18 protein-coding genes and 1 pseudogene are annotated in these 19,155 nt (G+C 60.4%); 9 read left to right on the top strand and 10 right to left on the bottom strand.

Features of this window, described 5'->3' with window-relative positions:
• The 3 genes and pseudogenes from N2A41_RS21075 (at position 1) to N2A41_RS21085 (ending at position 2,861) form a co-directional block, all read left to right on the top strand.
• The gene (locus N2A41_RS21075; protein ID WP_260109634.1) at positions 1 to 1,617 is read left to right on the top strand and encodes a heme biosynthesis protein HemY; all 1,617 of its coding nucleotides are present in this window, start codon (positions 1 to 3) and stop codon (positions 1,615 to 1,617) included.
• A gap of 17 nt (positions 1,618 to 1,634) precedes the next feature.
• Positions 1,635 to 2,120: a TerB family tellurite resistance protein gene (locus N2A41_RS21080; protein ID WP_017966226.1), complete on the top strand. Its 486-nt coding sequence runs from the start codon at positions 1,635 to 1,637 to the stop codon at positions 2,118 to 2,120.
• Positions 2,089 to 2,861: pseudogene (locus N2A41_RS21085) on the top strand (glutamine amidotransferase). Before N2A41_RS21080 ends, N2A41_RS21085 begins: the two are co-directional and overlap by 32 nt.
• Before the next feature lie 7 nt (positions 2,862 to 2,868).
• Here the strand turns inward: N2A41_RS21085 and N2A41_RS21090 are convergent.
• Positions 2,869 to 4,119 carry an MFS transporter gene (locus N2A41_RS21090; protein WP_222292867.1) on the bottom strand — a complete coding sequence of 417 codons (1,251 nt, stop codon included), beginning with the start codon at positions 4,117 to 4,119 and terminating at the stop codon, positions 2,869 to 2,871.
• Between the two features lie 139 nt (positions 4,120 to 4,258).
• On the opposite strand from N2A41_RS21090, the gene N2A41_RS21095 reads away from it, so the two are divergent.
• The gene (locus N2A41_RS21095) at positions 4,259 to 4,549 is read left to right on the top strand and encodes a YggT family protein (protein ID WP_025396317.1); all 291 of its coding nucleotides are present in this window, start codon (positions 4,259 to 4,261) and stop codon (positions 4,547 to 4,549) included.
• Positions 4,546 to 4,857 (top strand): DUF167 domain-containing protein, encoded by a 312-nt coding sequence (locus tag N2A41_RS21100; protein WP_260109635.1) that lies wholly within the window; start codon positions 4,546 to 4,548, stop codon positions 4,855 to 4,857. Before N2A41_RS21095 ends, N2A41_RS21100 begins: the two co-directional genes overlap by 4 nt.
• Positions 4,858 to 4,861: 4 nt before the next feature.
• On the opposite strand, the gene ppa is transcribed toward N2A41_RS21100, so the two are convergent.
• The 4 genes from ppa to N2A41_RS21120 form a co-directional block, all read right to left on the bottom strand.
• Positions 4,862 to 5,398: an inorganic diphosphatase gene (gene ppa, locus N2A41_RS21105; RefSeq protein WP_026154361.1), complete on the bottom strand. Its 537-nt coding sequence runs from the start codon at positions 5,396 to 5,398 to the stop codon at positions 4,862 to 4,864.
• A 202-nt stretch (positions 5,399 to 5,600) separates the two neighbouring features.
• The gene (locus tag N2A41_RS21110; protein WP_017966220.1) at positions 5,601 to 6,107 is read right to left on the bottom strand and encodes a GNAT family N-acetyltransferase; all 507 of its coding nucleotides are present in this window, start codon (positions 6,105 to 6,107) and stop codon (positions 5,601 to 5,603) included.
• 245 nt (positions 6,108 to 6,352) lie between these two features.
• The gene (gene typA, locus N2A41_RS21115) at positions 6,353 to 8,173 is read right to left on the bottom strand and encodes a translational GTPase TypA (RefSeq protein ID WP_017966219.1); all 1,821 of its coding nucleotides are present in this window, start codon (positions 8,171 to 8,173) and stop codon (positions 6,353 to 6,355) included.
• A 157-nt stretch (positions 8,174 to 8,330) separates the two neighbouring features.
• The gene (locus tag N2A41_RS21120) at positions 8,331 to 10,418 is read right to left on the bottom strand and encodes a M3 family metallopeptidase (protein ID WP_260109636.1); all 2,088 of its coding nucleotides are present in this window, start codon (positions 10,416 to 10,418) and stop codon (positions 8,331 to 8,333) included.
• 227 nt (positions 10,419 to 10,645) lie between these two features.
• Here N2A41_RS21120 and N2A41_RS21125 point away from each other — a divergent pair, with 227 nt between their 5' ends.
• On the top strand, positions 10,646 to 11,077 hold the full coding sequence (locus N2A41_RS21125) for a hypothetical protein (protein ID WP_222248967.1): 432 nt from the start codon (positions 10,646 to 10,648) through the stop codon (positions 11,075 to 11,077).
• 63 nt (positions 11,078 to 11,140) lie between these two features.
• On the opposite strand, the gene N2A41_RS21130 is transcribed toward N2A41_RS21125, so the two are convergent.
• Positions 11,141 to 11,782 (bottom strand): LysE family translocator, encoded by a 642-nt coding sequence (locus tag N2A41_RS21130; protein ID WP_222384427.1) that lies wholly within the window; start codon positions 11,780 to 11,782, stop codon positions 11,141 to 11,143.
• Positions 11,783 to 12,219: 437 nt separating this feature from the next.
• On the opposite strand from N2A41_RS21130, the gene N2A41_RS21135 reads away from it, so the two are divergent.
• Positions 12,220 to 13,017, top strand: a complete 798-nt coding sequence (locus tag N2A41_RS21135; RefSeq protein WP_222384426.1) for a hypothetical protein — start codon at positions 12,220 to 12,222, stop codon at positions 13,015 to 13,017.
• Positions 13,018 to 13,240: 223 nt separating this feature from the next.
• Here the strand turns inward: N2A41_RS21135 and N2A41_RS21140 are convergent, their stop codons facing one another.
• A complete protein-coding gene (locus tag N2A41_RS21140) occupies positions 13,241 to 14,464 on the bottom strand; it encodes an argininosuccinate synthase (protein ID WP_222384425.1) in 1,224 nt (407 codons plus the stop codon).
• Between the two features lie 177 nt (positions 14,465 to 14,641).
• Here N2A41_RS21140 and N2A41_RS21145 point away from each other — a divergent pair, with 177 nt between their 5' ends.
• On the top strand, positions 14,642 to 15,493 hold the full coding sequence (locus N2A41_RS21145) for an SDR family NAD(P)-dependent oxidoreductase (RefSeq protein ID WP_222384424.1): 852 nt from the start codon (positions 14,642 to 14,644) through the stop codon (positions 15,491 to 15,493).
• 189 nt (positions 15,494 to 15,682) lie between these two features.
• Positions 15,683 to 16,324 (top strand): LysE family translocator, encoded by a 642-nt coding sequence (locus N2A41_RS21150; protein ID WP_170257147.1) that lies wholly within the window; start codon positions 15,683 to 15,685, stop codon positions 16,322 to 16,324.
• A 49-nt stretch (positions 16,325 to 16,373) separates the two neighbouring features.
• Here N2A41_RS21150 and N2A41_RS21155 read toward each other — a convergent pair whose 3' ends face one another.
• The 3 genes from N2A41_RS21155 to N2A41_RS21165 all read right to left on the bottom strand — a co-directional run bounded on the left by N2A41_RS21155 (position 16,374) and on the right by N2A41_RS21165 (position 19,119).
• Positions 16,374 to 17,168: an ABC transporter ATP-binding protein gene (locus N2A41_RS21155; protein WP_162116886.1), complete on the bottom strand. Its 795-nt coding sequence runs from the start codon at positions 17,166 to 17,168 to the stop codon at positions 16,374 to 16,376.
• Entirely contained in the window at positions 17,165 to 18,043 is an 879-nt protein-coding gene (locus N2A41_RS21160) for an ABC transporter permease (protein WP_017966209.1), read from the bottom strand. Before N2A41_RS21160 ends, N2A41_RS21155 begins: the two co-directional genes overlap by 4 nt.
• Before the next feature lie 122 nt (positions 18,044 to 18,165).
• Entirely contained in the window at positions 18,166 to 19,119 is a 954-nt protein-coding gene (locus tag N2A41_RS21165) for an ABC transporter substrate-binding protein (RefSeq protein ID WP_222384422.1), read from the bottom strand.
• Positions 19,120 to 19,155 lie beyond the last annotated feature (36 nt).

Genomic DNA, 19,155 nt, shown 5'->3' on the forward strand with positions numbered 1-19,155 from the left:
ATGCTGATCCGCCTTGTCGTCTTCGCCCTCTTCGTATTGCTTCTCGCCCTTGGCTTCGCCTGGCTCGCCGATCGTCCCGGCGACCTCTCGCTGATCTGGGAGGGCCAGATCTACCAGACGAAGCTGATCGTCGCCGCCAGCGCGATCATCGCTCTCATTGCTGCCGTGATGATCGCCTGGTGGTTCGTCCGTATCGTCTGGACCTCGCCGCACTCGGTGACGCGTTATTTCCGCGCCCGCAAGCGGGACCGCGGTTATCAGGCACTGTCGACCGGCCTGATCGCCGCGGGCGCCGGCAATGCGCTGCTTGCCCGCAAGATGGCGGCCCGCTCGCGCGGCCTCATTCGCGCCGATCAGGAACCGCTGATCAACCTGCTCGAGGCCCAGGCCGCCCTCATCGAAGGTCGCCATGACGAAGCGCGCGCCAAGTTCGAGGCCATGGCCAACGATCCCGAGACGCGCGAGCTCGGTCTGCGCGGTCTCTATCTGGAAGCCCGCCGTCTCGGGGCCAACGAGGCCGCCCGCCAATATGCCGAAAAGGCTGCGGACAACGCGCCCTATCTTCCCTGGGCCGCACAGGCGACGCTCGAATATCGCAGCCAGGCCGGCCGTTGGGACGATGCGATCCGCCTGCTCGAGCAGCAGAAGGCTGCCCGCGTCGTCGAAAAGGCCGAAGCCAACCGTCTGCACGCCGTCCTCCTGACGGCGCGCGCCGGCGAGAAGCTGGAAAGCAACCCGACCGGTGCCCGCGACGACGCGCTGCAGGCGCTGAAGCTTGCCGCCGATTTCATTCCGGCAGCCCTCATTGCCGCAAAGGCGCTGTTTCGCGAAGGCGGCGTGCGCAAGGCCGCCTCGATCCTCGAACAGGCATGGAAATCGGCGCCTCATCCCGAGATCGGCCAAGCCTATGTCAGGGCCCGCAGCGGCGATTCCACGCTCGACCGGCTGAAGCGTGCCGAGCGGCTGGAAGGGCAGCGCCCGAACAATGTCGAATCCCTTCTCGTCGTCGCCCAGGCAGCCCTCGACGCGCAGGAATTCGCCAAGGCCCGCGCCAAGGCGGAGGCAGCGGCCCGCATGCAGCCGCGTGAAGCCGCCTACTTGCTTTTGGCCGACATCGAAGAAGCCGAGACCGGCGACCAGGGCCGCGTGCGCCACTGGCTGGCCCAGGCGCTCAAGGCGCCGCGCGATCCGGCTTGGGTGGCAGACGGCTTCGTCTCCGACAAGTGGCTGCCGGTATCGCCCGTGACCGGCCGCCTCGACGCCTTCGAATGGAAGGCGCCCTTCGGCCAGATCGAGGGTCCGCTCGAAGACGGTTCGGCGCCGGCCTCGATCGAAACGGCTTTGAAGACATTGCCGCCGCTGCGTGACGTCAGGCCGGAAAGTCCCGTCAACGACCATCGCATCATCGAGCTGGAACGCGCCGCGACGATTGCCGAGGCTGTGCGCCCCACGCCGGCATCGACGTCGGCCAAACCGAAACCAGCCGAACCGACCGCGGGCGATAAACCGCCCGCGCCGAGCGAGACAAAACCTTTCTTTGGCGGATTGCCGGATGATCCCGGCGTTCGCGATCCCAGGGTGGAACCGGAACCCAAGACACGGCTCCGCCTTTTCTGAAATGGAACGAAAACCGCATGTTCGAACGCTTTCAGGCATTCTTCCAGAATCTCACCGCCGACCACCCGAAGAAAGGTTTTGCCCCCGATGATCCGCGCATCGCAGTGGCAGCGCTCTGCATGCAGGTCATGGAGGCCGACGGTCAGATCAAAACCAGCGAGAAGAAGCGGCTGCGCAAGCTCCTGAAGGAGCAGTATGCGCTAGACGGCAAGCAGCTCGATGCTCTGATAGCAGCCGGCCTCGAGGCCGAAAGCTCCGCCGTCGACTATTATCGCTTCACCGCCGACCTGAAACGCCATCTCAATACCGAGCAACGCCTCGAGCTGATCGGCGTCCTCTGGGACATCGTCTACGCCGATGGCGAACGCAGCGAGATGGAAGACCATGTGATCTGGCGTATCGCTGATCTGCTCGGCGTCTCCTCGCGCGAGCGCATCCAGAAGCGGCAGGAGGCCGCCGCCAGGGTGACGGATGTCCAGGTTGCGCAAGATGATGCCGACTGAGCAAAACCCGAACCGCGACGAGCGCCCAATCCTCATCGTCCTGCATCAGGAACGGTCGAGCCCCGGCCGCGTCGGCCAATTGCTCGTCGAAAAGGGTTACCGCCTCGATATCCGTCGGCCGGTTCTCGGCGAGCCGCTTCCGACAACACTTGAAGACCATGCCGGCGCCGTCGTCTTCGGCGGGCCGATGAGCGCCAACGATTCCGATGACTTCGTCAAGAAGGAGATCGACTGGATCGACGTCCCGCTCCGGGAAAAACGCCCCTACCTCGGCATCTGCCTCGGCGCGCAGATGTTGGTGCATCATCTCGGCGGCAAGGTACAGTCGAATGCCGATGGCTCGACCGAGATCGGCTGGTATCCGCTGCACCCGACCGAGAGGGGCCGGCTGCTGATGCACTGGCCGAAGATGGTCTATCATTTCCATCGCGAGGGCTTTGAGCTGCCGCGCGGCGCCGATCTGCTCGCCGAAGGCGATGCCTACCCGAACCAGGCCTTCCGCTACGACGGCAACGCCTGGGGCTGCAGTTCCACGCCGAACTGACCCGGGTGATGATGCATCGCTGGGTGGTGCATGGCGCCCATCGCTTCATCCTGCCGAACGCCCAGCAGGGACGCGAACATCTCGAAGGCCGCATGCTGTTCGATGCGCCGCTGAGAGCCTGGCTCACCGAATTCCTCGACATCGTCTTCGAGGGAAAAACCGCGAAGGCGGCGTCCTCTATCGCTCTTCGCGCATAACCGGTTTCTAAATCGATTCCGACGATACAGTGGGCGCGTCGAGCGTATCGATCCCACGCAGTTTGGGGAAACTCGATGCCCAGATCGCCGCCACGACAAGCGTTCCGATCCCGCCGATGACGACCGCCGGCACCGCGCCGAAGATCGCCGCCATCGTGCCCGCCCGGAATTCCCCGAGCTCGTTCGAAGCGCCGACGAAGACCATGTTGACCGCATTGACACGGCCGCGCAGCTGGTCCGGCGTCCAGAGCGCAATCAGGCTCTCGCGCACATAGACCGACACCATGTCGGCCGCCCCCATCAGCGCCAACGCCGCGATCGAGACCTCGGTATTGGTCGAGACGCCGAAGATGATCGTTCCGACGCCGAACAGGGCGACACCGATGAACATGTAGATGCCGGCGCGATGTTTGAGCGGATAGGCGGCAAGGAAGACTGCCATGACAATGGCGCCAAGTCCCGGTGCGGCGCGCAGCAGTCCGAGCCCCCAGGGACCGAGGGTGAGGATATCGCGCGCAAAAATCGGCATCAGCGCCGTCGCCCCGCCGAGCAGCACGGCGAAGAGATCGAGCGAGATCGCCCCGAGCACTACCTTTTCGGCGCGGATGAAACTGAAGCCGCCGAGGATCATCGCCCAGCTCTTGGTCTCGCCCGTCGTCTTCTGCTCCGGTTTCGGGATCATGTAGAGAAGGGCGGCACCGAGCACGGAAAAGATCACCGCCACCGTATAGGCAGTCGACGCACTGACGCCGTAAAGCAGACCGCCGAGCACCGGGCCGGTGATTGCCGCAAGCTGCCAGGACGACGAATTCCAGGCGATCGCATTGGAGAGTGCCTGCTCCGGCACGAGATTGGGCGCCAGCGACTGCACTGCCGGCGACATGAAGGCGCGTTCAACACCGAAGATCAGAAGCACCGCGAAAACAGGCAAGGGCGTGAAGGTCCCCATGACAGTCATAACCAGCAGCGCCAGCGTGCAGAGCGCGCTTACCAGCGAGCAGAGAGCCGCGATCGCCCGGCGATTGTACCGGTCGGCCACCGAACCGGTGACGAGGATGAGCAGCAGCGACGGCAGGAACTGCACGAGACCGATCAAACCGAGATAGATCGCGCTGCCCGTCTGATCGTACATCTGCCAGCCGACCGCGACGCTGACGATCTGCTGCGAGAAGGAAAGCAGGAAGCGCGCGAAGAAGAAACGCGTGTAGGACGAATGCCGGAACGCGGCAAAACGATCTCCGGTGGGCGAAAACGACATGGATGTTTTCCGAGGAGACGGGCGCCGGAATAGCTGCAAAGCCGCCCGTTAAACAAGATTCACCGTGCGTTTCCACACGGCACTTGCCCGTTTAGTCGCCAATGTCTACATGTCTGTCAACAACGAATTGGAGACGACGATGTTTGCGCTGTTTCAAACCATTGATTTGGCTTTGAATATTTACACCTGGATCCTGATTGCCAGTGCCATTTTTTCCTGGCTCTATGCCTTCAATGTTATCAATTCCAGCAATCAGTTCGTCAATTCGGTCGGCACATTCCTGTATAATGTCACCGAACCGGTGCTGAAGCCGATCCGCCGCCGGCTGCCGAACCTTGGTGGCATCGATATTTCGCCAATCATCCTGCTGCTGATCATCTTCTTCCTGCGCACCCTGCTTTGGACCACGCTGTACCCGCTGGTCGCTTGAGCCGTCCCTGGAGCCTTTTCGATGACCATCTGCGCCTCGCCGTCCGGCTGACCCCGAATGGCGGGCGCGACGCTCTCGACGGCATTGAGGTCGACGGCAAGGGCGAAGCCTTCCTGAAGGCACGCGTCACATCAGTGCCCGAGAAAGGCAAGGCCAACAAGGCGCTTATCCTTTTGATCACAAAATCCCTGCGCATTCCCAAATCCAGCATCAGCCTCGTCTCGGGTGAGACCGCGCGCAAAAAAATCCTCCGGATCGACGGCGATCCGGAGGATTTGCTAAAAAAGCTCGAGATGTTTTTAGGCTGAGCGATCAGCCTTTCGTTTTCTTGGCGCGCTCGACAGCTTCGAGGATGAGTTCGCCTGCTTCCCTAGAGTCGCCCCAGCCGAAGATCTTCACCCACTTGCCGGGCTCCAGATCCTTGTAGTGCTGGAAGAAGTGCTCGATCTGCTTCAGCGTGATCTCGGGAAGATCGGTGAAGTCCTTCACCTTCTCATAGCGCAGCGTCAGCTTCGGCGACGGCACGGCAATGATCTTCTCGTCCTTGCCGGAATTGTCTTCCATTTTCAGGACGCCGATCGGGCGCACGTTGATGACGCAGCCGGGAACCAGCGGGCGGGTGCTGGCGATCAGCACATCGATCGGGTCGCCGTCTTCCGACAGCGTGTGCGGCACGAAACCATAATTGCCGGGATAGGTCATCGGCGTATAGAGGAAACGATCGACCACCAGCGTGCCGGCTTCCTTGTCCATCTCATACTTGATGGGATGACCGCCGACCGGAACCTCGACGATAACGTTGACGTCCTCAGGTGGATTATGACCGATTGCAATAGCGTCGATGCGCATAAGAAACTCCCGCAAGGTTGAATGTGCCGGCAGCCAGATAATCAGTTTCATGTGGCAACGCAACATCGCACAGCGCCAATGCTCGACTGCAGCGGCGCACATTCACATCAAAAGTTTCCAATAGGAGATAGTGGAGCGTCGACTCGAGCGCCGCCCGTCTTTTCAGACGCGCCAAGGACGCTGTGGCACTTTGAATGGCCGTTCAGCTCCAGATGAAGCCGATCTTCTTCAATTGCCTGTGGTCGAAACTTTCCATGCCTTCGCAGAAATCGACGCCGCCATGATGGCGATAAAAGTGGCTGGCGGTCTCGTTTTCCTCGAGGCACCAGACGACAAGCCCGTTGCAGCCGAGCGACTTCAAGAGCCGGCGCGCCTCGCCGAACAGCATCCTGCCAAGGCCGATGCCCTGATACTCGGGCCGCAGATAAAGCTCGTAAATTTCACCTTCTTGCGGCAGAGCGCGGGCACGGTTGAGGCCGAGCGTCGCGTAGCCGGCAACCGTGCCGGCAACATCGAGAACCAGCAGCGTCGCCGGTCCGCGCGTTGCCTTGCGCCACCAGCTTTCGCCGCGCCGCTCGATCATCTGCGTCAGTGCGCGGTGGGGAATGATGCCGGCATAGGTGTGTTGCCAGGCAAGCCTGTGTGTTTCCGATATGGCTCGGGCGTCTTGCGGCTCGGCCCGCCGGACATCGATCGACAACGTCTTCATAACGTTTACTCTGGTCCCGCTAGAGGCAATTAACCATATGCGATGTCGCATCCCGGTTGATTGCCCACAGACTTGATATGTGGACGACGATCAAAAGTTAACGCTTTTTTAACGATTGTCACAAGACGGAATCGACGCGGCGCACAATAAAAAACCCCGGCGCGAAGGCCGGGGTTTTTAAGGATTTCTCTCCAGCGCCGCGCCTCTTTTCGGAAGCCCAAAACGCTGCAGCACTTGAATGGCGCTCAGAGAGCCGCCTTCGTCTTTTCGAAACGCTTGCGATCGTTTGCGTCGAGATACATCTTCCGCAGACGAATATTCTTCGGTGTCACTTCCATCAGCTCGTCATCCTGAATCCAGGAGAGCGCGCGATCAAGCGTCATGCGGATCGGCGGCGTCAGCTTCACCGCTTCGTCCTTGCCGGCGGCGCGGATGTTGGTGAGCTGCTTGCCCTTCAACACGTTGACTTCAAGGTCGTTGTCACGCGAATGGATGCCGATGATCATGCCGGCATAGACCTTTTCGCCCGGCTCGATGATCATCGGGCCGCGATCTTCCAAGTTGAACATCGCATAGGCGACGGCTTCGCCGGGAGCGTTGGCGAGCAGCACGCCGTTGACGCGGCCACCGATCACACCCTTGTAGGGCTGGTAGTCGTGGAACAGGCGGTTCATGATCGCCGTGCCGCGCGTATCCGTCAGCAGCTCCGACTGGTAGCCGATCAGGCCGCGGGTCGGTGCGTAGAAACGCAGGCGAAGACGGTTACCGCCCGACGGGCGCAGCTCGACCATTTCGGCCTTGCGCTCGGACATCTTCTGCACGACGACACCGGAATGTTCTTCGTCGACGTCGACGACGACCTCCTCGATCGGCTCCAGAAGCTGGCCGTTTTCATCCTTGTGCATCACGACGCGCGGACGCGACACGGCAAGCTCGAAGCCTTCGCGACGCATGGTCTCGATGAGAACGGCGAGCTGAAGTTCGCCACGGCCGGACACGTAGAACGAATCCTTGCCTTCGGCTTCTTCGATCTTCAGGGCGACGTTGCCTTCCGCTTCCTTGAAGAGACGGTCGCGGATGACACGTGAGGTCACCTTGTCGCCTTCGGTGCCCGCCAGCGGGCTGTCGTTGACGATGAAGGACATGGTGACGGTCGGCGGATCGATCGGCTGCGCCTGCAGCGGCTCGGTGACCGAGGGATCGCAGAAGGTGTCGGCGACCGTGCCCTTGGAAAGGCCGGCGATCGCAACAATATCGCCCTGATGCGCTTCGTCGATCGCCGTGCGCTCGATGCCGCGGAAGGCGAGGATCTTGGAAATACGGCCGGTTTCGATCGTCTTGCCGTCGGCGTGGAGAACCTTTACGGCCTGGTTCGGCTTGATGGAACCGGAATTGATGCGACCGGTGATGATGCGGCCGAGGAAGGGGTTGGCTTCGAGGATGGTACCGATCATCGTGAACGGACCTTCGTGGACGGTCGGCTCCGGAACGTGCTTGAGCACCAGGTCGAGAAGCGGCGCAAGACCCTGATCCTTCGGGCCTTCCGGATTGACGTTCATCCAGCCGTCGCGGCCGGAACCGTAGAGGATCGGGAAGTCGAGCTGCTCGTCGGTGGCGTCGAGATTGGCGAAAAGATCGAAAACTTCGTTGATGACTTCTTCGTGGCGGCCATCCGGACGGTCGATCTTGTTGATCGCGACAATCGGACGAAGACCGACCTTCAACGCCTTCGAGACAACGAACTTCGTCTGCGGCATCGGGCCTTCAGAGGAGTCGACGAGAACGATCGCGCCATCCACCATCGAGAGAATGCGCTCGACCTCACCGCCGAAGTCGGCATGGCCGGGAGTGTCGACGATGTTGATGCGGACACCCTTCCATTCCACCGAGGTCGCCTTGGCGAGAATGGTGATGCCGCGTTCTTTTTCGAGATCGTTCGAGTCCATCACGCGTTCAGCGACACGCTGATTTTCGCGGAACGAGCCGGATTGCTTAAGAAGCTCATCCACCAGGGTCGTCTTGCCATGGTCAACGTGCGCGATGATCGCGATATTGCGAAGTGACATATGTGAAATCTCTGATGCTGGGGCGCACGCTCTAGAGGACGCGCCTATTAGTTTGGGGCGTCCATACAGTTTTTTTTGCGTTTGCGAAAGGGGGGAACGCGCAAAAGCTGCGGCAAGGCTGTCGCCCCGCCGCATCATGGCATGTCATCAAATTGTCTTAGGCGTCGCTGCCTGTCAATTCCTCAAAGGTCGAAAGTCCTTTTTTGACGAGCATCGCATCCGGGCTCGGCAGCTTGCCGCGGAAGGCCTTGTAGGCGTCTTCCGGATCGACCGAACCGCCGACGGAATAGATATTGTCCTTGAGCTTGCGCGCCATCTCGCCGTTGAAGGCGTCTCCCGTCTCCTCGAAGGCGGCAAAGGCGTCGGCGTCGAGCACCTCCGACCACATGTAGGAGTAATAGCCGGCCGAATAGCCGCCGGAGAAGATGTGCTGGAAGTGCGGCGTCGCATGGCGCATGACGATCGACTTCGGCATGCCGATCTCGGCCAGCACCTCGGCCTGAACCGCCATCGGGTCCTCGACGGCCGTTCTCGTGTGAAACGCCATATCAACAAGCGCCGAGGAGGTGAACTCGACGGTATTGAAGCCGGCATTGAAGGTGCGGGCGGCCAGCACCTTGTCGAGCAGGGCCTGCGGCATCGGCTCGCCGGTTTCGACATGCACGGCATAGCGCTTCAGAATATCGGGCACGGTCAGCCAGTGCTCATAAAGCTGTGACGGCAGCTCGACGAAATCGCGCGAAACGCCGGTACCCGCAACCGAGGGATAGGTGACATTAGAAAGCATGCCGTGCAGCGCATGGCCGAATTCGTGGAACAGCGTGCGGGCATCGTCGAGCGACAGCAGCGCCGGCTTGCCTTCCGCCGGCTTGGCGAAGTTGCAGACATTGTAGATGATCGGCAATTCGCCGTGGCGGCCGTTCTTCAGCTCCAGTCTGTGCTGCGATTGCAGCGAACTCATCCAGGCGCCTGATCGTTTCGAACTGCGGGCGAAATAATCGCCGAGGAACAGGGCGACGAGCTTGTCCTCGCGGTCCCTGATTTCGAACACCCTGACATCCGCGTGATAGGCGGCCACGCCCTTCTTCTCCACGACCCGGATGCCGAACAGCCGGCCGGCCACGTCGAAGCAGGCTTCGATGATCTTCTCGAGCTGCAGATAAGGCTTGAGTTCGGCCTCGGAGAAATCGAACTTCCGTGCGCGGATCTTTTCGGCATAATGGCGCCAGTCCCAGGGCATCACCTCGTGGTTCCGGCCCTCTTCGGCGATCAGTGCCGCGATATCGATCTCCTCCTCGCCGGCGCGTTTCACCGCCCGCGCCCAGACGGACTTGAGCAGGCCGTTCACCGCATCCGCCGTCTTCGCCATCGTATTGTCGAGTTTCAGCTCGGCGAAATTGCCGTAGCCAAGCAGCGTCGCCACCTGATGGCGCAGCGCCAGCGTTTCCTTGATGACGGCGCGATTGTCCGTCTCTCCATCGTTTTCGCCGCGCGCCACCCACGCCTTGAAAGCCTGCTCGCGCAGCTCGCGGCGCTCCGAAAAGGTCAGGAACGGCTCGATGATCGAGCGTGACAGCGTCACTGCATATTTGCCATCCTCGCCGCGTTCGCGCGCTGCCGCAGCCATTGCATCGCGCAGGAACTCCGGCAGCCCGTCGAGCTCGGCTCCATCAGAAAGCACCAGCGCCCAGGCTTTCTCGTCGGCCAGCACGTTCTGGCCGAATTGCGTGCCGAGGCCGGCAAGCTTTTCATTGATCGCGGCGAGTTTTTCCTGCTCGGCCTTGTCAAGCTTGGCGCCCGATTTGACGAAACCTTTCCAGTGGCGTTCCAGCACGCGTGTCTGTTCGAGCGTCAGCCCAAGGCTCTCACGGCTCTCCCACAGCGTGTCGATGCGGGCAAAAAGTGCCGCATTCATCCCGATCTTCGAATAGTGGCGCGACATCTTCGGCGAGATCTCCCGCTCCAGCGCCTGGATCACATCATTGGTATGCGCGCCTGCCTTGTTCCAGAACAGCGCCGAAACGCGCGACAGTGCGTCGCCGGCAATCTCCAGCGCCACGACCGTATTGTCGAATGTCGGCGCATCGCCGTTTCCGGCAATCTCGTCGATCTCCCTTTCATGCGCGGCAAGCGCGGCTTCGAAGGCGGCGGCGAAATCGCCGTCATCTAGGGCATCGAAACGCGGCAAGCCGTGAAGACCGTCCCAGGTCACCAGCGCCGGATTGAAATCATGTGGAGAAGACATCGGAGAATTCCTTTTGGCATGCAGATGGATCGTCAATATAGGAGAGCCGTCACAGAATTGGTATGTTGCCGGGATGCACCTTTTGCCTCGCTTGCCAATCTTGTGGACGCCTGTCAAATCTGATGGACGACAATTGATACGTGAAAATTAACCAATCGTTAACGATTGACGCGAATCACGCGCAGGCGCTAGTTTCCTGATGTTCTTCTTGTAAGGGGACATGCGTCATGGAAATTTTTTCTGTGCGGTCTTCTCAGAGTTTGCTTTTTAAAAACAATCCCAATAACGCAAAAAGTTCGAAGACCTCTGATATTGAAATCGAGACCAGAGCTCCCGCCCCGGCCTCGTTCCAGATCGAAGACGATGTTGGCGAAGGCCCGGATTTCACCGCGGTCAGCGCGGGAGAACTGCGCAATTATGCACGCCAGAGTTTCGACAGCGGCCTGATCGATCAGAACACCTACGCCGCGATCTCCGAACCGCTGCCAATGCATGCGATCGATCCGCTCGGCAACATCGTCGATCTCTCCAGCGTCACCGACGGCACCAGCTTCAATTTCCTCGATTATTACAAGAACCAGCTGCAGGTCGCCATGTCGATCGGCGATTCTGACGAGGTCCAGACGCTGAACTCGATCGTCAGCTTCCTGGACGGCTGATCGGCGTGACGCCGAAAAGTATGATGTGAGGAGCGAAGCTGAAAGATCGCGACGCGCTCTAGGTCAGGCTTTGCGCCAGCCGAGCAGGCCGGGCGTTGCGTGCCAGAGCGCCTGGGCGGCAAATCCCATGAAGAGCACGCCGGAGCAGCGCACGATCAGCCGCTCATGGGCGCGATAGAAGCGCCGCACCGTACCGGCGCCGATGATGCCGATCAGGATGATGTCGGCCGTCACGAAACCGACGAACGACACGCCGAGAAGCACCGGCAACGCCTCGAAATCGATCGCTCCGGCCGAGCCTGCTACGAGTGCGGTGAACGTGGCGAGCGCCACCGGATAACCCTTCGGATTGGTGACGCCGAAGATCAGACCGCGGCGAAACGGCCGCTCGACCACAACAAGCGCCTGCCCCTCCGTTTTCGGCTTGGCATTGACGGCGCTCCAGCCGATCCAGGCGAGGTAGAAGCCGCAGGCAAGGCCGAGCAGGTCGAAGACGAAGGTTCCGATCGTCTTTGCGCCGACGATCGCGATCAGCGCCAACGATGACCAGATGAGATCCCCAACCAGATGCCCCATCATGAAGAAGGCGCCGGCCTTGCGCCCCTGCCCGGCGCCGATGCCGAGCAGCTGCAGGAAGGCGGGTCCCGGAATGAGCACGTAGAAGAGCGCCGCCAGAAAGGCGCCGAAGAGCAAAGACTGCGTCATGGAAATGCTCCGGAGGATGATGACGGCAGACTAAGCGATCACGGGCGTTCGTCAAGTATGGTTACCGGTCCCCAAAAGCGGGATTAGGTGACAAATGCTACCGGCGGCAGCTTTCGGCCCCAAGTGAACATTGGGCACATTACCATGATGATCGCGGGTCGGCAGCTTCCGTCCACCGCCTCAATGGACTGGCTTAAGCAACAACTTCATATGTATGCCAAGTCGAGCGCAAACCTCTCGCGAAGGCTGACAATTTTAAGGTGCATCTTTAGCGAAAATAATATTCAGCATTGGTAGATTGAACTGACTATCGGCTTTGAAAATCGACCCATGCGGTTCCCTGAGTCAGTACTTGTACTTTTGGTAAGCACCAGACGACAAGACTTCTGGCCGTCCCCACGGTCTTGCGTCTGGAACCCCCATTAGAGGAAAACGTGATGGACAGAGCAGAGGCCGAAAGGACTTTGAGGCGGTTGGCCGAGTTGAAGAAACATCAAAAACCTTATGAGCCTGTGCTGCGATATCGGCCCACGGATAGCGAACAGCCGAATTATAAGGACCTCTCAAATACAGAGATAACAGTTTTCGAGAGCGCCGTAGAAATCCTGTTGTCTGCGGGCCAAAATTATCTCGGGACAACCTTCGATCATCTGAGGTTTGACGGTTGGCGGGAGGCTAACGACTTAGGTCTCTTTGACAGGCTAGAGATTACCAGAGCGGTCCATCGCTTCAATTTGGGTTTCTATGAACGTGATATTCCTGGTCATGATCCCGAAACCCGATTGAGACGTTTTCGGCACATCAGGTCGACTTATGGACCATGGGCCGATCGTCCAAGCGTTCAGAACCTACATCTTATCTCAAAGGTATACACACACCCGAATGCGAGTGGTGCGCTTATCCAGATCGCGGGCGGCGAGCGTGAAGTTTACGGAGCAGCATCTGTGGCCATCTTTCTAGAGAGCCGATACCAGTCGGCAGCTTTGATCGGGCTTCAATGCGAGTTCATCAAACGCCGGTTCAATGAGCCCGATGCTCATCAATCAACTCGTTACAATGTTGATCGGGGTGGAAAGGAGATTTCGGGCTCGATACGGAGACACGGCAGGGATACATTCGATGACTATGATTTCGAGGCAAGGATCGGTGATGTTGTTCCACATGGCCTCGATATTATAAAGGAACGATTTTTTCCCGTGTTTGCGGAGATGCGAAACTTCCAGCGCTCCATTTGAGAGGGCCAAGCTTCCTACTCAAAAATGTAGGATTGCGGTCGGCGAAGCTTTGAAGAACTCACCCCATCGCCCAACAGTGGGCAGCCACGATATCCGCTGTTGGTGCAGTCCGGTCATCTAGAATGCTCTGAGAGGTTGGTGGCATTTGCTGCCGTGTTCCGTGAAAAAGCCCGCACAGCAAAATTGCCGGCGGGCTGATATCCGGTTCGAAGGCGAACCGTGATTATTTCGCGAGGTTGCGCTTGGCGAGCGTGCGCAGGCGGAGCGCATTGAGCTTGATGAAGCCGGCCGCATCCTTCTGGTCGTAGGCGCCCTGATCGTCCTCGAAAGTGACGAGCTTGTCGGAATAGAGCGACTTATCGCTTTCGCGGCCGATGACCATGACATTGCCCTTGTAGAGCTTCAGCGTCACTTCGCCTTCGACATGCTCCTGGCTCTTGTCGATCAGCGCCTGCAGCATCTCGCGCTCCGGCGAGAACCAGAAGCCGTAATAGATCAGCTCGGCATAACGCGGCATGATGTCGTCCTTGAGATGGGCAGCACCCCGGTCGAGCGTGATCGATTCGATGGCGCGGTGCGCCGTAAGCAGGATGGTGCCGCCTGGTGTCTCATAGACGCCGCGCGACTTCATGCCGACAAAGCGGTTCTCGACGAGGTCGAGACGGCCGATGCCGTTGTCACGGCCGTAATTGTTGAGCGCAGCCAGCAGCGTCGCCGGGCTCATGCGCACGCCATTGATCGAAACCGCGTCCCCCCTCTCGAAGCCGACCTTGATGGTCGTCGCCTTGTCGGGTGCCGCCTCCGGCGAAATGGTGCGCATATGCACATATTCAGGCGCCTCCTTGGAGGGGTCCTCGAGAACCTTGCCCTCGGAAGAGGAATGCAGAAGGTTGGCGTCGACGGAGAACGGCGCCTCGCCCATCTTGTCCTTGGCAACCGGGATCTGATGCTGCTCGGCAAAGGCCAGCAGATCGGTGCGGCTCTTGAACGACCAGTCGCGCCACGGCGCGATGATCTTGATATCGGGGTTCAGGGCATAGGCGGAGAGTTCGAAACGGACCTGGTCGTTGCCCTTGCCGGTCGCGCCGTGGGCGATCGCATCGGCGCCGGTCTTCTTGGCGATATCGATCAGATGCTTGGAAATCAACGGACGGGCGATCGAGGTGCCAAGCAGGTAGACGCCCTCATAGACCGCATTGGCGCGGAACATCGGGAAGACGAAATCGCGCACGAATTCCTCGCGCACATCCTCGATGTAGATCTCCTTGATGCCGAGCATCTCGGCCTTCTTGCGCGCCGGCTCCAGCTCTTCGCCCTGGCCGAGATCGGCGGTGAAGGTGACGACTTCGGCGCCGAGCTCCGTCTGCAGCCACTTCAGGATGATCGAGGTGTCGAGGCCGCCGGAATAGGCGAGAACGACTTTCTTCACGTCTTTGTACGATGCCATGATGATGAGGTCCGTTGCATAAAAGGCCCGGCAAAACCCGGTGTCGCGGCACTTTTAGCGAGATTGGCGCGTGACGCAAGGGCAACTGCGACGCTGATGGTGCCGATAGCGTTTGACAGGGCGAAAGCGGAGCCCATATTCGCCAGCGTCCGCAAATGCTCGAGGAGAGGTTGCCCCGTGACGAATATTCAAGACATTTTCAGAAAATCCAATGTTGCCGTCATCACCGGCGGCGCCTCCGGCATCGGTCTTGCCGCGGCGAAATATTTCGCCGGACGTGGCATGAGCGTCGCCATCGCCGATCTTGGCGGCGATCGGCTGGCCGACGCCGCAAATGAACTCAAGGCCATTGCCGGCGAGGAAAATGTGATGGCGGTCGAAACCGACGTCGCCAGCAGAGATTCGCTGGAAGCTCTCGAGCGCGCCGTGCTCCAGCGCTTCGGCCGTGTGCACGTGTTGATGAACAATGCCGGCATCGGCCCGGAAACCTCGATCTTCAGCCCACAGGCGAACTGGGACAATATCTTCGCCGTGAACCTGATGGGCGTGATCAACGGCACGCGCACCTTCGGCCCGAAGATGCTGTCGCACGGCGAGCCGGGCCTGATCATCAACACCGGCTCCAAGCAGGGCATCACCACGCCACCCGGCAACCCCGCCTACAACATCTCCAAGGCTGGTGTGAAAGTCTTCACCGAAGCGCTGCAGCATGAGCTTCGCAACACCGAAGGCGGAAAGATCTCCGCCCATCTTCTGATCCCGGGCTTCGTCTTCACCGGCCTCACCAAGGGCGACCGCGCGGAAAAACCGGCCGCTGCCTGGACGCCGGAACAAACCATCGATTTCATGGTCGAAAGCCTCGAACGCGGCGATTTCTATATTCTCTGCCCCGACAATGATGTGGCGCGTCCGGTCGACGAACGCCGGATGGCCTGGGCGGCCGGCGACATCATTGAGAACCGTCCGCCGCTGTCACGCTGGCACAAGGACTACGCCGACAAGTTCAAGGCCTTCCTCGAACAGAAGTAATAGGCCCCATCACAAGGTTTGATTGGTAATTTTCTGAAAGCTGGTTAAGAGGTCCCTAAAGCGCGTCGCGGTCTTTCGGAATCGCTCCTCGCGCTTTAGGTCTTTGTTTTTACGCATGTCGTTGTCGCAAAACCGCTACACACTTTTGCGCAACATGCTTTAAATCCTTTCCGGCTTTCAGAGTGTGTCATGGATTTTCTGCCCAGCCTGCCGACCCTTCTGGCCTTTGCCGCCGCGACGCTGCTGCTCGCGGCGACCCCAGGCCCCGATATGACGCTGTCGATCAGCCGCGCGCTCGCCCAGGGCAAGAAGGCGGCTCTCTTCGTTGTCGTCGGCACCAGCCTCGGCATCGTCGTCCATACCATGCTGGTCGCTTTCGGAATTTCGGCGCTGATCACCGCATCGCCGACCGCCTTCCTGATCCTGAAGACCGGCGGTGCCGCCTATCTGCTCTGGCTGGCGGTGCAGGCGGTCCGCTTCGGCTCGAAGCTCATCGTCGCCAAGGTCGAGGAGCAGAAGGGCACGCCACTTTCGAACATTTCGTCAGGCTTCTGGGTCAATCTTCTGAACCCCAAGGTCATCATCTTCTTCATGACCTTCCTGCCGCAATTCGTCAGCGCCGGCGATCCAGCCGTCACCCAAAAGCTGCTCTTTCTCGGCTTCTGTTTCATCCTGATCGGCATGCCGATCAACGCCAGCATCGTCTTTGCCGCCGACTGGCTGGCCTCCTGGCTGCAGAACAACAAGAAGGTGCTGCGCGGCATGGACTACACCTTCGCCGGCGTCTTCTCGGTCTTCGCCGCGAAGATCCTGCTCACCCAGGCACGTTGATCGGCCGATCAGCACGCGGCCGGTCTAACCGATCAGCACGCTGTCGGCGTTAGCCGATCAGCAGGGCGTCGTCATCCAGCGTCTGGCCGCGCATCTTGCGGAACATGGCGATCAGATCTTCAACCTGCAGGTTCTTTCTGTTGTCTCCTGCCACGTCGAGAACGATTTCGCCGCCGTGCAGCATGATCGTGCGATGGCCGTAATCCAGCGCCTGGCGCATGGAATGTGTCACCATCATCGTCGTCAGCTTGCGCTCGGTAACGATCTTCTGCGTGAGGTTCATCACGAACTCCGCCATGCCCGGGTCGAGTGCCGCCGTATGTTCGTCGAGCAGCAGCACTTCCGAGCCCGCCAGCGTCGCCATGACGAGCGAAACAGCTTGCCGCTGCCCACCGGACAACAAGTCCATGCGGTCCTTCAGCCGGTTTTCCAGGCCGAGATTGAGTTCGGCAATCCGCTCGCGGAAATAGTCGCGCCTGATACCACCGAGCGCCGGCGCAAGCCCGCGCTTCTCGCCGCGACGGGCAGCCAACGCGAGATTTTCCTCGATCGACAATGCGCCGCAGCTTCCCGTCAATGGATCCTGGAATACGCGCGCGACCAGACCGGCGCGGGCCGCCGTCGACCTGCGCGTCACCTCGTTCTTGCCGATCAGCACCTGCCCTTCGCTCGGCAGCACGTCACCGGCGAGCACGCCGAGCAGCGTCGATTTGCCGGCGCCGTTGGAGCCGATGACGGTGACGAAAGAGCCTTGCTCTATGGTCAGGCTGACGCCGTTCAGCGCCTGCTTCTGCAGCGGCGTGCCGCGTCCAAAAACGACCTTGATGTCCTTGACACTGATCACGATGCGGCACCTCGACGAAGTCGGGGAAGAATGAGCGCAAAGGTCACCAGCATCGCCGTGACGAAATTCAGGTCGGACGCCTGAAGGCCGATGACGTCGCTCGAAAGCGCCAGCTGGATCGCGATGCGATAGAGGATCGAGCCGAGCACGCAGCCGATCAACGCGATCAGCAGACCGCGGCGCCCAAGCAGCGTCTCGCCGATGATGACGGCAGCCAGACCGACGACGATCGTGCCGACGCCCGAGGTGACGTCGGCAAAGCCGTTGGTCTGGGCAAACAGCGCGCCGCCGAGCGCCACCAGCGCATTCGAGATCGCCATGCCGAGATAGATCTGCCGGCTGGTATCGACGCCCTGGGCCCGCGCCATCCTTGCATTGGCGCCGGTCGCCCGCATTGCCAGCCCCGCATCGCTTTCCAGGAAACGCCAGACCAGGATGAGCGCGATGACCACCAGAACACCGACGAAGAGCGGCCGCACGTAGAAATCGCGAAGGCCGTGGCCGAAGAACGGGCTGATCATCGTGTCGGCATTGATGAGGGCGACATTGGGTTTGCCCATCACGCGCAGATTGACGGAAAACAGCGCGATCATCGTCAGGATCGAGGCGAGCAGGTTGAGGATCTTGAAGCGCACGTTGAGCAGCGCCGTCACCATGCCCGCAGCGGCACCGGCCGCCATGGCGATCAGAGCCGCAAGCCAGGCATTGACGCCGGCAATGATCAGTACGGCCGTCACCGCCGCGCCAAGCGGAAAGGAGCCATCGACCGTCAGGTCGGGAAAATCCAGAACTCGAAAGGCGAGATAGACCCCGAGAGCGACGAAAGAATAAACCAGGCCGAGCTCGACGGCCCCCCAGAATGCGATTTGGCTCAAGGCTTTCAGCCCCTTTTTATGTCCGTTCCGCCCGTCGCGAAACCGCAGCGTTTTAATACGAAGAGCCGCCCCCGTGCAAACGGGAGCGGCTGTATCCAACTAAACGTCGAAGTAACGGCCGATTATTCAATGACCTTATTGGCGCGGGAAAGCACGCTTTGCGGCAGCGTGACGCCCATCTTCGCGGCCGCCGCCTTGTTGACGACGAGGTCGCTGCCGGCGGCGGTCTTGACCGCGATGTCGCCCGGGTTCTCGCCCTTCAGCACGCGCACGACGATCTCGCCGGTCTGCTTGCCGACATCATAATAGTTGAAGCCGAGAGCGGCGATCGAGCCGCGCGAAACCGAATCCGTATCGGCGGTAAAGAGCGGCAGCTTGCTCTCCTCGGCAACGGCGACAGCACCTTCAAGCGCGGAGATGATCGTGTTGTCGGTCGGAATGTAGATCACATCGGCGCGGCCGACGAGCGCACGCGCCGCACCCTGGACCTCGGCCGATTTGGTGGCGGCCGATTCGACCACCTTGAGGCCAGCCTTTTCGGCTTCAGCCTTCAGCACGGCGAGCAGCGAAACGGAATTCGCCTCGCCGGAATTGTAGAGATAGCCGATGGTTTTCACATCAGGCAGGATTTCCTTGATCAGCGCTATGTGCTCGGCGACCGGCGACATGTCGGAGAGGCCGGTGACATTGCTGCCGGGCTTGTCCATGTTCTTGACGAGCTGGGCGCCGAGCGGATCGGACACGGCCGTGAAGACGACAGGAATGTCACGTGTCGAGGAAACGACGGCCTGGGCCGAGGGCGTTGAAATCGGCACGATGACATTGGGCTCGTCGCCGGCGAACTGGCGGGCGATCTGGGCTGCCGTCGCCGGGTTGCCCTGCGCCGACTCGAACACGAATTTCAGGTTCTCGCCTTCCTTGTAGCCGGCGGCCGTCAGCGCATCGAGAACGCCCTTGCGCGCCGCATCGAGCGCCGGATGTTCGACGATCGCCGTCACGGCGACGGTGACGTCATCGGCCTTTGCGGGCAGGGAAAGGGCCAAACTGGCGGCAAGAGCGAGCAAAATCGGGCGCATGGGGATCCTCCTGAATGATTTTGGGGGCACTTTTAG

It is taken from the genome of Rhizobium sp. SRDI969, assembly GCF_025152725.1.
Classification (GTDB): domain Bacteria; phylum Pseudomonadota; class Alphaproteobacteria; order Rhizobiales; family Rhizobiaceae; genus Rhizobium; species Rhizobium leguminosarum_I.